This is a genomic window from Gemmatimonadota bacterium, assembly GCA_009692115.1.
Taxonomy (GTDB): Bacteria; Gemmatimonadota; Gemmatimonadetes; order Gemmatimonadales; family GWC2-71-9; genus SHZU01.
This window is the reverse complement of record SHZU01000002.1, coordinates 321,100-334,446: the sequence shown is the minus strand read 5'-3', so window position 1 is coordinate 334,446 and position 13,347 is coordinate 321,100. Positions and strand designations below refer to the sequence as shown.

14 protein-coding genes are annotated in these 13,347 nt (G+C 67.2%); 2 read left to right on the top strand and 12 right to left on the bottom strand.

The features are described from left to right. The first annotated feature begins 232 nt into the window (after window positions 1–232). Window positions 233–478, top strand: coding sequence for a hypothetical protein (locus EXR94_04010; GenBank protein ID MSR01892.1), 246 nt, complete (start codon window positions 233–235; stop codon window positions 476–478). Window positions 479–527: 49 nt separating this feature from the next. Further along, a complete protein-coding gene (locus EXR94_04005) occupies window positions 528–1,091 on the top strand; it encodes a DUF2878 domain-containing protein (protein ID MSR01891.1) in 564 nt (187 codons plus the stop codon). Here EXR94_04005 and EXR94_04000 read toward each other — a convergent pair. The 12 genes from EXR94_04000 to murC are packed head-to-tail and all read right to left on the bottom strand — an operon-like array spanning window position 1,038 to window position 13,320. Continuing rightward, window positions 1,038–1,601 carry an NUDIX domain-containing protein gene (locus EXR94_04000; GenBank protein MSR01890.1) on the bottom strand — a complete coding sequence of 188 codons (564 nt, stop codon included), beginning with the start codon at window positions 1,599–1,601 and terminating at the stop codon, window positions 1,038–1,040. The genes EXR94_04005 and EXR94_04000 overlap by 54 nt on opposite strands. After that, window positions 1,598–2,368 (bottom strand): DUF1295 domain-containing protein, encoded by a 771-nt coding sequence (locus EXR94_03995; protein MSR01889.1) that lies wholly within the window; start codon window positions 2,366–2,368, stop codon window positions 1,598–1,600. The genes EXR94_04000 and EXR94_03995 overlap by 4 nt, the downstream gene beginning before the upstream one ends. A 5-nt stretch (window positions 2,369–2,373) precedes the next feature. After that, window positions 2,374–2,712 carry a DUF1475 domain-containing protein gene (locus EXR94_03990; protein ID MSR01888.1) on the bottom strand — a complete coding sequence of 113 codons (339 nt, stop codon included), beginning with the start codon at window positions 2,710–2,712 and terminating at the stop codon, window positions 2,374–2,376. A 48-nt stretch (window positions 2,713–2,760) separates the two neighbouring features. Beyond that, window positions 2,761–4,869, bottom strand: coding sequence for an ATP-dependent DNA helicase RecG (recG, locus tag EXR94_03985; GenBank protein ID MSR01887.1), 2,109 nt, complete (start codon window positions 4,867–4,869; stop codon window positions 2,761–2,763). Continuing rightward, window positions 4,866–5,801 (bottom strand): signal recognition particle-docking protein FtsY, encoded by a 936-nt coding sequence (gene ftsY / locus EXR94_03980; GenBank protein MSR01886.1) that lies wholly within the window; start codon window positions 5,799–5,801, stop codon window positions 4,866–4,868. The genes recG and ftsY overlap by 4 nt, the downstream gene beginning before the upstream one ends. A 14-nt stretch (window positions 5,802–5,815) precedes the next feature. Further along, window positions 5,816–7,606, bottom strand: coding sequence for a hypothetical protein (locus tag EXR94_03975; protein MSR01885.1), 1,791 nt, complete (start codon window positions 7,604–7,606; stop codon window positions 5,816–5,818). After that, the gene (locus EXR94_03970; protein ID MSR01884.1) at window positions 7,607–7,990 is read right to left on the bottom strand and encodes a M23 family metallopeptidase; all 384 of its coding nucleotides are present in this window, start codon (window positions 7,988–7,990) and stop codon (window positions 7,607–7,609) included. It abuts the gene before it with no gap. Further along, the gene (locus EXR94_03965; GenBank protein MSR01883.1) at window positions 7,977–8,855 is read right to left on the bottom strand and encodes a hypothetical protein; all 879 of its coding nucleotides are present in this window, start codon (window positions 8,853–8,855) and stop codon (window positions 7,977–7,979) included. The genes EXR94_03970 and EXR94_03965 overlap by 14 nt, the downstream gene beginning before the upstream one ends. Further along, entirely contained in the window at window positions 8,855–10,012 is a 1,158-nt protein-coding gene (gene ftsZ, locus EXR94_03960; GenBank protein ID MSR01882.1) for a cell division protein FtsZ, read from the bottom strand. The genes EXR94_03965 and ftsZ overlap by 1 nt, the downstream gene beginning before the upstream one ends. 19 nt (window positions 10,013–10,031) lie before the next feature. Beyond that, window positions 10,032–11,285: a cell division protein FtsA gene (gene ftsA, locus EXR94_03955; GenBank protein MSR01881.1), complete on the bottom strand. Its 1,254-nt coding sequence runs from the start codon at window positions 11,283–11,285 to the stop codon at window positions 10,032–10,034. After that, window positions 11,282–11,950, bottom strand: a complete 669-nt coding sequence (locus tag EXR94_03950) for an FtsQ-type POTRA domain-containing protein (GenBank protein MSR01880.1) — start codon at window positions 11,948–11,950, stop codon at window positions 11,282–11,284. Before EXR94_03950 ends, ftsA begins: the two co-directional genes overlap by 4 nt. Continuing rightward, window positions 11,947–13,320: a UDP-N-acetylmuramate--L-alanine ligase gene (gene murC, locus EXR94_03945; protein ID MSR01879.1), complete on the bottom strand. Its 1,374-nt coding sequence runs from the start codon at window positions 13,318–13,320 to the stop codon at window positions 11,947–11,949. The genes EXR94_03950 and murC overlap by 4 nt, the downstream gene beginning before the upstream one ends. Window positions 13,321–13,347 lie beyond the last annotated feature (27 nt).

Sequence of the window (13,347 nt, the reverse complement as noted above, 5' to 3'; positions counted from 1 at the left end):
GGTCAATTGGCCGGGGTCTTTGGTCTGGGCAAGCCGGGACCGGCCCGGCCGTCTTTAGCAGGTAATCCCGGGAACAGCTGGGCGTCAACAAACCATACAGTGCTTCGTTTTTCATGTCTTGCGGTGTTGACAAATCTGACCAATGTTTGGGTCGCCAGCATCTCGGTGCCGTTCCGGAGATACGGCCCTGGTGGCCGGCCGTTCCACCCCTCGAGCCTTGAGAGGTTGTCTGATGTCCTCGCAGCACATGCAAGCCCGATTGAAGTCCGAGCACACGCTCCGGTATCCCCGACTGTCGCCCAACATGTGGTACGAGGTCTCGCCGATTTTCCCTGGGGTCACCACGCGCCGAGTCGACATTTTCGGCCGACGTATCACCCGGATTCGGACAGCCCGCAACTACGAAACGGTGCAGGCAGCCCACTTCGACTTCCGGACCCGGCCAGTCGCGGAGGAGCAAACCGCCGGGGTCAGGTAGCGCCCGGGTTCGGGTCCGAACCCAAGCATCGTTCGTCCCCGGCGGCGGGATGGGGTTGACCCATCCCGCCGCGAACGTTCTGGGCCAGCAGATCGGCTGGTTTGCGTGCGTCATGGGCGCCGCCAACGGCCATCCATTTATCGGGGCCGGCGTTGGGCTGGCGATTGTCGGGCTCCACCTCCGTTCCCTCCCGGACCCGGAACCGGAGATCCGACTCCTTGGCCTGGCCGCCGCCCTCGGACTGGGGATCGAATCCGGCCTGCAGGCCGCCGGCATCCTCAGCTATGCGAGCCCATGGCGCGCGGTACCCTGGCTCTGCCCGCCCTGGATTGCCGTCCTCTGGATTCAATTCGCAACCACGCTGCGTTTCGGCTTTCGGTGGCTTCGAGGTCGGCCTGCCCTCGCGGCCGTTGTTGGGGCCGTGGGCGGACCGCTGGCATTTCGGGCCGGCGAGGCGCTTGGCGCGGTTCGGTTCGCGCCCGATCGGCGGCTGAGCTATTTGGCCCTGGCCGTGGTCTGGGGCGTTTGCTTTCCAGTGCTGACGGTGGCGGCCGCTAAACTACCGAAGCAGCCCACCACCGACCGCCTTGGTCAGCAGGCGGACCAACCCTGAGTCGGTGGCCCGCCGGAGCGCCACCGCCAAGTCGCACCATTCGCCCCCGATGCCCTCCCCGCTCGCGATCGGTGGCATCCCTCCTACCCGGGCAATGAATCGCACGTCGTGGTGATCATGCGCCGCCCGATTAACCCGGGCCGGAATCCGATGGACATCCAGATCGACGACCGTCGGGTCGAACTCGGGCTCACACCCGGTTTCCTCTCGAACCTCCCGAGTCGCGGCGTCGAGCACGGTCGCATCTTCCGGGTCAATATGGCCCCCGGGTTGGAGCCACCGGTCAAGCGTCGGATGCTGAATCAGCAGCACCCGGTGCGCTGTGGTTGAAACCACCAGGGCGCTGGCGGTGAAGTGCCCCGGCTCGAATTGCGTCGCGGAAAACGGGGCCGGCGACCGGCAAAGATCGAGCATTGCTTCGCGGTGACGGGCCTCGGCCCGGTCGAGGGGCCGATGGCCGGTGAGCTGATCGAGCAGGCTCCGAAGCCGAGGGTCTCCCCGACCAGTCATCGCTTGGGGGGCCAGGGAATAAAGGAGCTGGTCCGAGCGACGTACTCCCGGTATTGGGGTTTGGTCTCGATCAATTTCTTTTCCAACAACACAACACCGGACACCTTCAGCAACAGGGCCGTCATCACCAGAGCGCTCAACCCGGTCCAGGCGCCTCCCGCCGCCACCGCGAGGCAGTAGAAGCCCCACCAGAGACAGGCATCACCGAAGTAGTTGGGGTGCCGTGTGTACCGCCACACCCCGGAGTCGAGGACTCGGCCGCGATTGGCCGGGTTGGCCCGAAACGTGGTCAACTGCCAGTCGCCGGCGGCCTCGAAGAAGAACCCGACGGCAAACAGGCCGAGCCCAAGCCAGACCATCGGCTGCCCGAGGGACGCCCGGCCCTGGAACATTGCGAGCAGGGGCAACGACACGAACCACATGATCACGGCCTGGAGATAGTGCACCGTGAACAGGTTGCCCCACCAGAATCGGGGTCCGCCCGCCCGGCGCATCGACTGGTACCGATAATCCTCGCCGTGGCCCCAGTTCCGCCAGGTGAGGTACCCGGAGAGGCGGAGCCCCCAGAGGCCGACGAGTCCAAGCGTCAGGTTCCGGACCACCCGGGCGTCGGCCGGCGGTTCCAGAGCGGTGTTCCAGTAGTACGCGGCCAGCACCACGAAGCCGAGGCCCCAGAACCGATCGACCAAACTGGCATCCTTCCGTGCCACGCTGCCAACCCACACCAGAGTCAGAAGCCCGAGGGCAAGGGCCAACCCGCCGAGCATCGGGGTCACGCCCGCGCCGCCTTCCGGGTAAACAGGCCATCGATGCCCGGGCCTTCGAGGTCCTTGAGAGCCAGGAGGAAGTAGGCGGCAATCGCAATGTTTCCGAGGGTCATCAGGAGGACGAACCAGGTGGCCCGGGCCAATCCCGATCGTTCTCGCCAACCAATCCAGACGAACACCGCCGCGAACCCGGAATACGCGTCGACCAGGGTGGCCTTGAACCACCAATCGGCCCACAGCCGGCCGCCGGCCGTGAAGACGTTCTCCCCCAAGCTGGCCCGGATGGTGACGGTGAGCATCACCAACAACACCAGCGTAAAGATGAATTGCAGTACTCGTTTCATTTTGTCCTTTTTCAACAATAGTATAATGTGAATTGTCTTTCTAGCCGTTTACCCAACCCGAAAAAGGACTTCCGCGTTTGGATACCTGGCCAACGCCTTGGCCTTGAGGGCTTTGTTTCGGGTCATGTCGAGGCCAGGATCCTCACCGAGAACCGCCTCGGCGAGTTCCCGGGCCGTCGCCAGCAAGTCATTGTCGTCCGGAAATCTGGCTACCCGAATGTCCGCCGTGCCCGACTGCCGTTGCCCGAGCAAGTCTCCCTGGCGGCGTTCCTCCAGGTCCAGTTCGGCAATCCGAAATCCGTCGTCGGTGGCCGCGAACGCCTTGAGCCGGGTGGCCGGATAACGACTGATCAGGACACAGTGGCTCGCCTGGCCGCCCCGCCCAACCCGTCCCCGCAGTTGGTGCAGCTGGGCCAATCCGAACCGTTCTGGATGCTCGATGACCATGATCGTGGCATTGGGAACGTCGATACCGACTTCAATGACGGTCGTCGCGACCAGCACGCTGATCTCCCCGGCCCGGAAGGCTCGCATCACCCGGTCTCGGTCGGCCGATTTGAGCTTGCCGTGGACCAGCCCAACGACCAAGTCGGGCCACCGGCCGATCAGGGTATCCGCCATCGTCTTGGCGGCCAGGAGGTCAGCCTTCTCGGTTTCATCGATGACCGGGAGCACCACGTAGGCCTGGCGGCCGGCCCGGCACTCGGCCTCGACAAAGGTGAGGACTTGATCCCGTTGGGCCGTTCCCCGCACTGCGGTGCGGATGGTGCCCCGCCCAGGCGGCCGCTGTTTGACCACGCTGAGATCGAGGTCGCCGTACCGGGTCAGGGCCAGCGACCGAGGAATCGGGGTCGCCGAAAGCAGCAGAACGTCGGGCGCCGAGCCCTTCGACATCAGGGCCGCCCGCTGTTCGACCCCAAAGCGGTGTTGCTCATCGATGACCGCCAGGCCGAGACGCTGGAAGGTGACCGTCTCCTGGACGAGGGCATGGGTGCCGACGACCACTCGCATCGCCCCGCTTGCCAGTTGTTTTCGGACGGTTTCCTTTTCGCGAACGCCAAGCCGCCCGACCAGAAGGCCCGGGGCAATGCCGAGCGGCTCGAGCATCCGGGATAGCGTCGCGTAATGTTGCTCGGCCAACAACTCGGTCGGGGCCATCAGGGCAGCCTGGTAGTCGTTTTCGACGGCCAGAAGCATGGCGAACAGAGCCACCACCGTCTTGCCGGTACCGACGTCGCCCATCAGCAACCGGTGCATCCGGTCCGGCGCCGTCATGTCGCCGATGATTTCTTTGAGCGCCCGCCGTTGATCCTCGGTCAGCGGCCACGGTAGCGTGGCCTTGAGCCGGGTGGTCAAGTCCCGCCGATTCTCAAACGCCACTCCCTGGCGGCCCCGTTTGGCGATGAATCGGGCCCGTCCGAGCATGACCTGGAGGTCGAGCAGCTCATCCAACGCCAATCGCCGCCGCCCCCTCTCTGCCTCGGCAACCGAGGTCGGGTGGTGCACGGCCCGCAGTGCCTCTGGGAGGGCTGGAAGCTGGAACCGGACCCTGAGGTCGTCGGGCAGAATTTCGGCCGAGAGGGCGACCAGGCTGTCGAGGTGCCGGTCAATGACCCCGCGGATCAGCTTGTGGCTTAAGCCCTCGGTGGCCGGATAGACCGACAGCACCCGGCCGGCTGCCAAGGGGTCCGGCGAATCATCGTCGCCCTCCTCCGCCAGGACGATGAATTCTCGCGGAGCCATTTGGCGACCGTGGTAGAACCGGATCGGGCCGGCCACGAGGAGGGTCTGCCCGACGACGATACTCCGATCGAGGAACGCCTGGCCGGGCCACACGCATTCGATGGCCCCGGTCTGGTCGCGGAGGACGGCGTGAAAGATCCGGAGGCCCTTCCGGGTCGGCAGAATGCCTTTGGCGACGACCCGCCCCACCGCGGCGGCATCGGCGCCGACCGCGAGCTTGACGATCGGGGTCACTGACGATGCATCGATGTATCGGTGGGGGAGGTGCCACAACAGGTCGTGCGCGGTCTCGATGCCGAGCCGGGCCAGTCCCTCAGCGCGTCGTTCGCCGATCCCTTTCAAGAACTTGACCGACATGTCCAGGCGGATCGGGGCCTTGGAGCCGCTCGAAAATCTAGGTGAGGAGTCGGTCACTCATCGGCACCACTTTCGACCAACTCTCGTCCAAACGCGAGCGGATCGAATTCGACGAGATCGTCGAGGCCTTCGCCAAGCCCGAGAAACCGAATCGGCACGTCGAGTTCCCGGCGGAGCGCGACCGCCGCCCCGCCACGGGCGGTGCCGTCGAGTTTGGTAATCACCAACCCGGTTGGTCGAATCGCTTGGGTGAAGGCCCTGGCCTGTTGGACCGCATTCTGGCCCACCGTGCCATCGAGGACGAGAAACGCCTCATGCGGGGCGTCGGTGATCTTCCGGCTGATGACCCGCCCCACCTTCCGGAGCTCGTCCATCAGCCCGTCTTGGGTATGAAGCCGACCGGCCGTGTCGATGATGACCAGACTCGCCCCCCGGGCGGAGGCCGCCTCCAGGCCGTCGAACGCGACGGCCGCCGGGTCACCTCCCGGTGCCCCGCTGACACATGGCACTCCGATGCGATCGGCCCAAATCTTCAATTGGTCGATGGCGCCGGCCCGGTAGGTGTCGGCGGCCACGAGCAGCACCGAGTCGCCTTGGCGCTTGAACCGGGCAGCCAGTTTGGCCACCGTCGTGGTCTTGCCGGTGCCGTTCACCCCCATCACGAGGAGCACGGTCGGTCCGGAGGCCGGGCGCCGGAGCGTTCCCGGGGCGGCCGGTCCCGCCAACAGCACCGCGACCCGCTCGGCAATCGCCCGCTTGACGTCATCCTCGGATTTGAGCTTGCCCCGACGAACCTGAGATTCCAAGTCGTCGAGAATATCGGTGGTGGCCGCGATCCCGAAATCCGATTCGAGTAGCACCCGCTCCATGGCCTCGAGGTCGGCGGCCTTGAAGCCCCGAACCAACGCGCCCACGTCGGTCAGGGCCAGTCTCTTGAGCTTACCCCAGAGCGACGATTTCTTGGCCTGGGTAACCCGGGAGGATGTCATGCTGGAACTTAGTACTATCGAAGCCCGGCCCGGCGCCGCCACCACCACTCGCCCGAGAGCGTCACGATGACCAGCGCGAAGAGCCACAGTTGGTCCCGAAGCGGGGCTCGCCCGGCCGGCGGCGCGGCGGTGGCTTCCCGCTCCGGCACGACCACCGGCCGGGGCAGCCACTCCTCGGAGTAGACCTCAACGCCCACCAGCCCGCTTCCGCCGCCCTCGAGCCGGTAGTCGTACCTCCCGGGAGCCAAGAACAGCTCGGCTCGTCCAGACCCGTCGAACCGAAGCGTGTCGGACCGATCGCCGGCTGGGTGGCGGAGATCGACGCGAAGGGTACTGACATCAGGCCGGAGGCGCTCAAACACCACCGGCCGCCCCTGGGCGACCACCGCCCGAACCGGCCGGGCCCGGCCGGTTGCCGAATCACTGGCGCCCAGAAGCCAGGTTGTCGTCGCGGCCACCCACGCGCGGTACGCCTGTTCGCTTTGGCCGCCGCGAAACGCCCAGCGCCACAGACCGGCCGCCCCGACCAGCACCTCGCGGCGCCCCGCGGAATCCCGGCCCACCACTGCCGGACGTTCGCCCCCCCGCCGGCTCAGCTGACCGACCAGACCAACCCAGTCGCCCGGGCCCGGCGTGAGCGCCACTAGCGCCGCCGCCGGTGGAAAATTATCAACCGGCAAGCCCACGAAGGCGCCCGACACCGGCGATACCCCACCTGGCAGGAGGTACCAGTCGCCCTCGGCCGGGAGCGAGGTCTTCGACGTCGCCACCCAGTCCAATCGGCCGCGCGCGGCACTCCGGCGGCTCCGATCGGGACCGTCACCGAACTGGACGAGGAGATCGGCCCGGGCCACGGCTTGATCGACTTCGGCGGCCGATACCGGGGTGAGATCGCCCATCCGGGCCCACCGATTGGGGGCCACCGCGAAGTATCCCCGGACCGGGAGCGCCGCGACCTCGCCGATAGTCCGGAAGAAGAACCGGCTTTCCCAACTGGCCGGGTTGGCCACGACCACGATGCCCGGGGTCGGGAGCACGACGATCGCGTGGAGTCGCCGATCCGTCCGGGGTTCCCCGTCCCGGGCGTCTCGAAGGGCAAGCGTGAGCAGGTGGCGTCCTGGAACGGCCGTTGGGGGCAGCGCCCCTTCGATGACGACCGCCCCGGACCCGTTGGTGAGGGGAACGGTGGCCGAAAGCCAACGGACGTCCCCGGACGACACGTCAAGGGTTACCTGGGTTCGGTCGGGGACCTCGAATCCGGACACTTCCACATCGAGTCGGAGGGTGTCACCAACCGCGATGCGCTCGGGCCCCGAAACCCGCACCAACGCCAGGTCGGGCCCGCGCGGGCGAGCAAACAATTTGATCCCGGCCTGCGCCAGGATGTCGGCGGGGATCTCGGACCCGTCCTCGAGCTCACCGTCGGTGACGAGCCAGACCGGACGGCCGCTCGCCGCGCCCGCGGCGACCGCCCCGGCGAGCATTGACCGACCACCGGTTGGTAGCGAGTCGGCGCCTAACGTTCCGACCAGCCGGACCTCGCCGGCCCCGTTGGCTGCGGCCCTGGCCTCGGCCCAACGTCCACCGGCGCCCGCCATGCTCAGCGAGGCGTCGAGCAGCACCAGGGGGCGGCCGGCTTCCGGTGGCCTGGCACAGGAAAGATCCAGGAGCAGCAGGCCGAGGATCAGCCACGCGCCGGCCCGGAGCGCGGCCGGGACGAGGGCGGCGGATCCGAGCCGCTCCAAGCCCCAATACACCCCGCCCGAGAGGACGATGGCGGCGATGACCACGGCGACGATGACCACCTAGTCGCGGTCCGCGGCCACCGCGGCGGACACCGGGTTCGATGGAAACAGCAGCGATCGGAGCCGGTCTCGCTCGGCCAGAAAGGCGGCCCGGCTGGCCACTGGAACTGGTTCGCCGGTGCCCAACTCGACCCGAGACGGATCGCGGGCGGCGCCGTTCTGCCGAAACTCATAGTAAAGGTGTGCCGAGGTGGCGAGACCGCTTGAACCAACGTACCCAACGACGGACCCTTGGGTCACCCGGCCACCGGGCCGGATGCCACGGGCATAGCCCCGCAGGTGGGCGTACCGGATGGTGATGCCGTTTCGGTGGAGGATCTCGATCATTTTCCCGGATCCGCCGGACCACCCGGCCGTTCGCACGGTACCATCACCGGCGGCCATGACCGGGGTACCGGAAGCCGCCGCGTAGTCGACTCCCTGGTGCCGGCGCCAAATATTGAGAATGGAATGACGCCGGGACCGACTGAACCCCGAGGACACCCGCCGGAATTCGACCGGCGCCCGGAGAAACGCTCGCCGAACAGAGACGCCGTCGCCGTCGAAGTACTCGGTCCGCCCGGCCCCCGTCTCGAACCGATGGGCGGTGAGCCGACGGCTCCGGACCTCCAAATTCGGCCGCGAGGATGGGCCCGAGCCGCGATTCCCCCCGTTCCGAGATCCGGCGCTCGACGACCACGGCGAACCGGTCCTGCACCTGCACGTCGCGGGTAAAGTCGACTTGCCACGCCATCACATCGGCCAAGTCCCACGCCAAGCGACTCCGAGCGTCTCCGGCCACCGGCGCCGAGGTCTCCGCCCGCTCCAGGGCCTCGGCCAGTGACGATTCGATGTGGCCAACGACCCGGTCAACGCTCGTTTCCCACCGGATGGCGCGCCGAGTTGCGATCCAATCGGGGCCGACTCGGGCCAGCATCGTCTCCTCCTCGGGCCGAGTTCTGACCGTGATCGCCATGGCGCCGGAGGCCGAGTCGAGGTGACCGAACTGGACCACGAAGCCGGCCGGCACCCGGCGCGGATCGATACCTAACAACTCAACCAGGCGGGAAACCTCGCCGCCGTCAATGCCAAGGCGGCCGAAGACATCGCCCAGGGATTCACCGGGCTGGAGGGTGTCGGAGTCCGTCGTCAGGTTCGCCTTGGCACCGGCCGGCGGGGGTACGGGACTCCCACCGTCCCCCCGCAAGGCAAAAACGGCCGCCCCAATGACGACCGTGACCGTGATCCAGAACGCGAGCCGACGCCGCATCAGTCCATCTGGCGCCGGATGAATGTCGGGATTTCCATATCGGGGACGTCCTGGGGCGCACTCGCCCTCGGTTGGATCGAGGGTTTCGGCAGTGGCGTCGGCTGATGCGACGGGACCGAGACCACCGTTCGCTTCGAGGCCGGGAATGGCAACACGCCGGCTTGCGGGCGGCTGCCGGCGAACGGCGCTTCGCCGGTGACCGCGCGGTCGAACCCGGTGGCGATGACCGTGGCCCGGACTTCACCCTTGAGCGAGGGGTCGATGGTCGCACCGAAGATGATCTCGGCCTCGTCGCCAACGGCGTCATGAACGATCTCGGCCATGTGGGTGACCTCGTCCATGGTCAGATCGCCGCCGACAATGTGAATCAAGACGCCGGAGGCGCCGTGGATCGAAATGTTGTCGAGCAATGGGCTGGTGATCGCCTGCTGAGCGGCCTCGAGGGCCCGGTTCTCGCCGTGACCGAACCCGGTGCCCATCAGGGCCGATCCGCCGTTCTGCATCACCGTCCGGACGTCGGCGAAGTCGACGTTGATCATGCCCGTTGCGGTGATCAGCCCGGCGATGCCGTGGGTGGCCTGGAGCAGGACATCGTCAGCCTTCTTCAAGGCGTCCTGAAAAAGAATCCCCTTCCCGACGACGGCCAACAGCCGCTCGTTCGGCACCACGATCATGGTATCGACGTGGGTCCGCATTTCCATGATGCCGGTCTCCGCCTGCTTCATCCGTTTCTTGCCTTCGAAGAGAAACGGCTTGGTGACGATGCCGACCGTCAGCGCCCCGATATCACGGGCCATCTGGGCGATCATCGGAGCGGCCCCGGTGCCGGTGCCCCCGCCCATGCCGCAGGTGACAAACACGAGATCCGCGCCCTGCATGGCCTCGAGCACCTCGTCGCGGTTTTCCTCGATGGCTTGGCGGCCGATCTCCGGCCGCGCGCCCGCTCCGAGTCCCCGGGTGAGCTTCTTGCCGATCTGGACCTTCACGTCGGCCCGGTTGCTCACCAGCGCCTGGGCGTCGGTATTGACCGAGACGAACTCGACCCCGACCAGGTGCTCTTCAATCATCCGATTGACGGCGTTCCCGCCCCCACCGCCAACCCCGATGACTTTCATCCGGGCATTTTGGACCGGTGGCTCTTCGATCCGGAAGGTCATGGCCTCTGTCCTCTCGATCTTAAAAGAAATCCTGTAACCAACGTTTGACGGGACCGATCATTTTTTCAACGGCGGGCGATCGGCGCGCGGCCATCCCGAACCCGCCACTCTGCAAGACTTGTTTGGCGCCGTACAGTAAGAGTCCGGCCGAAACCGTCATCCGGGGGGTGGCCATCCGATCGGCCAATCCGCTCAACCCGTTGGCTGGTTCGGCCACCCGGACCGGGAGCGCCAAGACTTCCCGGGCGAGTTCCACGATACCCGCCGCCTGGGCGCCTCCGCCTGAGAGGACCACCCCGGCCGCCAGCCGTTGGCGGAACCCGGTTCGGGTCAACTCATCGAGGGCCAGTTCCAGGATCTCCTGGAGCCGCATGTGCATGATATGGGCGAGGACGCGTCGATGGGCCGACCGGGGCGCTTGACCGGGCCCAGAGGGCAACTCGATCGTGTCGCTGTCGGGAACCAGCGGTTCGTAGGCCGCGCCGAACCGTTCCTTGAGCTTCTCCGCTTCCGATTGGGTCACTTGCAGGCCGTGCACGATGTCGTTGGTGACATGACTGCCCGCGAACATCAGCGAGGCGGTGTGGCAGATCTTCCCGTTCTGGAATACCGAGAGGTTGGTGGAGCCGCCCCCGAGTTCGACCACCGCCACGCCGAGCTCCCGCTCGTCCGGGCTCAGCGCCGCCAGCGAAGCGGCCAGCGGCTCAAGGACGAATTCTCCGACCCGGAAGCCGGCCTTCTCGATGCACTTCTGAAGATTGACCACGGCGCTCGAAAGGACCGTCACCAAATACACTTGCGCTTCGAGCCGGGAACCGATCATGCCGATCGGATCGGCAATCCCGCCCTGCTGATCCACCAAGTAGTCCTGCGGCACCGCATGGAGCAACTCGTGATCGCGGCTGAACGCGATGTTGGCGGCCACTTCGTTGACCCGGGCCACGTCCGCGGTCCGGATTTCATTTCCGGTGACGGACACCACACCGTGCGAGAGGCGGCCCGCGACATGTTCGCCGGCAATGCCGACGTAGACGGTCCCCACCTCCACCCCGGCCATCAGCTGGGCGTCCTTGAGGGCTCGAACGATGGCCCGGGTCGTTTCTTCGATGTCGCGCACCACGCCCCGCCGGAGCCCAGTGGACCGTTCGGAGCCGACACCTAAGACCCGAACCCCGGGGGACCGCGGGTCGCCGGTAACTTCACCGATGGTCGCGATCACCCGGGTTGACCCCAGATCGAGTGCGGCTACCAGCCGCTGGGTAGTTCCGGTCATCCCCGCCTCCCCCGCACGACAACCCGACCTTCGAACCGAGCATCAAGCTCGGTCACCGCCATTCGGCGGCGAACCACTTCCGCGATGACCGCGCCGGCTGCCTGGATGTCCTTGATCGATGCCCCAACCCGAAACAACACTCGATGGCGGGCGGTTTCAACCACGATCACATTTCGCTCCCGGCTGGCCAAGGTGACCGCTCCAAAAAACCCGGGGTCGGCATCCCGGACCCGGTCGATCAGGGCGGCCACCGCCGGATCGGCCTCGGCCACCGGCAAGTCCGTGCCGGCCCGAGTCGGGTCGAAGGGTAATGACCGTCCACGTCGATCCACTAGGGTCAACTTGCCGTCGATCGGGGCGAGTGCCACCGGCTCGAACTCCTCGATCTCGACTTCGAGTGTTCCGGGGAGTCGAGTCCGGACCACCGCGGACCGAACGCCGCGGATTGCCAGGGCGCGGGCCGCCAGCGGTGCGGTCTCGTCGAAGACGCTGGCCGCCGGGCGGAGCGCCAACGCCCGGGTCACCTCAGCGGCACTCAGGTACCGGGCTCCCAGCACTTCAACCCGCCGAACCCGGAAGATCTCCAGCTTCCGAAGCGCCGACGGGCCGAGGAGCCACAGCACGGCCACCGAAACCACCGACCCGGCCACCCACCACCGTCTCATCCGGATGCCAGGACCGGCAACAGCTCACGGCCGACCCGGGTAATATCGCCTGCCCCAAGGGTGATCAGCACATCGCCCGGCTGGAGCACCGCTCGGATGGTCTCGGCCACGTCCGCCCGGATTGGCTGGTAGATCACTCGAACGCCGCGGCGAATAGCCGCCTCCGCCACCAAGGAGCCGGTAATCCCGGGGATCGGAGCTTCACGCGCCGGGTAGATGTCGGTGACGACGGCCACATCGGCGGCTGCCAACGCGGCGCCCATGGCGTCACTGTGCAGGGCGGTGCGGCTGAATAGGTGGGGCTGAAACGCGGCCACCAGCCGCCGGCCCGGAAACGCCTGGCGCGCCGCCCCGAGCGTGGCCACCAGTTCCGTGGGATGGTGGGCGTAGTCGTCGATCACCGTGACGCCGCCCACCTCGCCCACCCGTTCGAACCGGCGGCCCACGCCGGTGAACCGTCCGAGCGCCGCCGCCGCCCGTTCCCGGTCGCCGCCGAGCGCCCCGACCACACCTAACGCCGCCGTCGCGTTCCGGAGATTGTGAACCCCGGGCACCGTCAACTCAACGGTGATCTCGACCCCGTCGGGAAACCTCACCGCCGCCTCGGTCCCGGCGGCGGACTGCCGCCGAATGTCGACGCCGAGGTCTGGCGCGCCGGGACCGAAGCGCCAGACCGAGCCCGCCTCCAGCTGGGCGGCGACCCGGTCGGAACCCGGCCCGTCATTCCCGACCAGGACTCGGCAGGCCCGCCCCGCAAACGTCACGTAGGCCGCCTCCATCGCCTCGACGGAGCCGTAGCACTCCAAATGATCGGGCTCGACGTTATTGACCACCGCGATGGTCGGGCGGAGCGTCAGGAACGCCTGGTCGTATTCATCGGCTTCCACCACGAAGAGGTCGGTCCCACCGAGCCGGGCGTTGCCACCCCAATCGGGCACCCGCCCACCGGCCAATCCCGTCGGGTCGAGGCCGGCGGCGGCGAGCGCCTCGGTGGCCATGACCGTCGTCGTCGTCTTTCCGTGAGTGCCCGCGATGGCCACGCAGGTGGCCGAGCCGATGAGGCCGGCGAGCGCGTCCTTCCGCGAAACCATTGGAATCCCGAGCTGGCGGGCCCGAACCAGATCGGGGTGATCGGCGGGAATGGCGGCGCTGGCGATGACGGTGGTAGTCCGGTGGATCAGCTCGACGGCGCTGCCCGCCCGCACCTCCGCGCCGGCGGCCACCATTTCCCCAACGCCGCTGATGTCGGAGTCCGACCCGGTCACCTTCACGCCGCGGCGGAGGGCCACCAAGGCGAGCGCACTCATCCCCGCGCCGCCAATACCGACGAAGTGGAGTGGACCTGAATCGGACTGAAGAAATAGGTTCATGCCTGATGGGCTAATCTAAGGTAGCGC

Coding starts and splice junctions, on each gene's coding strand:
- murC (MSR01879.1), bottom strand. CDS start 13,320: ATGAACCTATTTCTTCAGTCCGATTCAGGTCCACTCCACTTCGTCGGT.
- EXR94_03965 (MSR01883.1), bottom strand. CDS start 8,855: ATGCGGCGTCGGCTCGCGTTCTGGATCACGGTCACGGTCGTCATTGGG.
- EXR94_04000 (MSR01890.1), bottom strand. CDS start 1,601: ATGACTGGTCGGGGAGACCCTCGGCTTCGGAGCCTGCTCGATCAGCTC.
- ftsZ (MSR01882.1), bottom strand. CDS start 10,012: ATGACCTTCCGGATCGAAGAGCCACCGGTCCAAAATGCCCGGATGAAA.
- EXR94_04005 (MSR01891.1), top strand. CDS start 528: ATGGGGTTGACCCATCCCGCCGCGAACGTTCTGGGCCAGCAGATCGGC.
- EXR94_03990 (MSR01888.1), bottom strand. CDS start 2,712: ATGAAACGAGTACTGCAATTCATCTTTACGCTGGTGTTGTTGGTGATG.
- ftsA (MSR01881.1), bottom strand. CDS start 11,285: ATGACCGGAACTACCCAGCGGCTGGTAGCCGCACTCGATCTGGGGTCA.
- ftsY (MSR01886.1), bottom strand. CDS start 5,801: ATGACATCCTCCCGGGTTACCCAGGCCAAGAAATCGTCGCTCTGGGGT.
- EXR94_03970 (MSR01884.1), bottom strand. CDS start 7,990: ATGGCCGCCGGTGATGGTACCGTGCGAACGGCCGGGTGGTCCGGCGGA.
- EXR94_03995 (MSR01889.1), bottom strand. CDS start 2,368: ATGCTCGGCGGGTTGGCCCTTGCCCTCGGGCTTCTGACTCTGGTGTGG.
- EXR94_04010 (MSR01892.1), top strand. CDS start 233: ATGTCCTCGCAGCACATGCAAGCCCGATTGAAGTCCGAGCACACGCTC.
- EXR94_03950 (MSR01880.1), bottom strand. CDS start 11,950: ATGAGACGGTGGTGGGTGGCCGGGTCGGTGGTTTCGGTGGCCGTGCTG.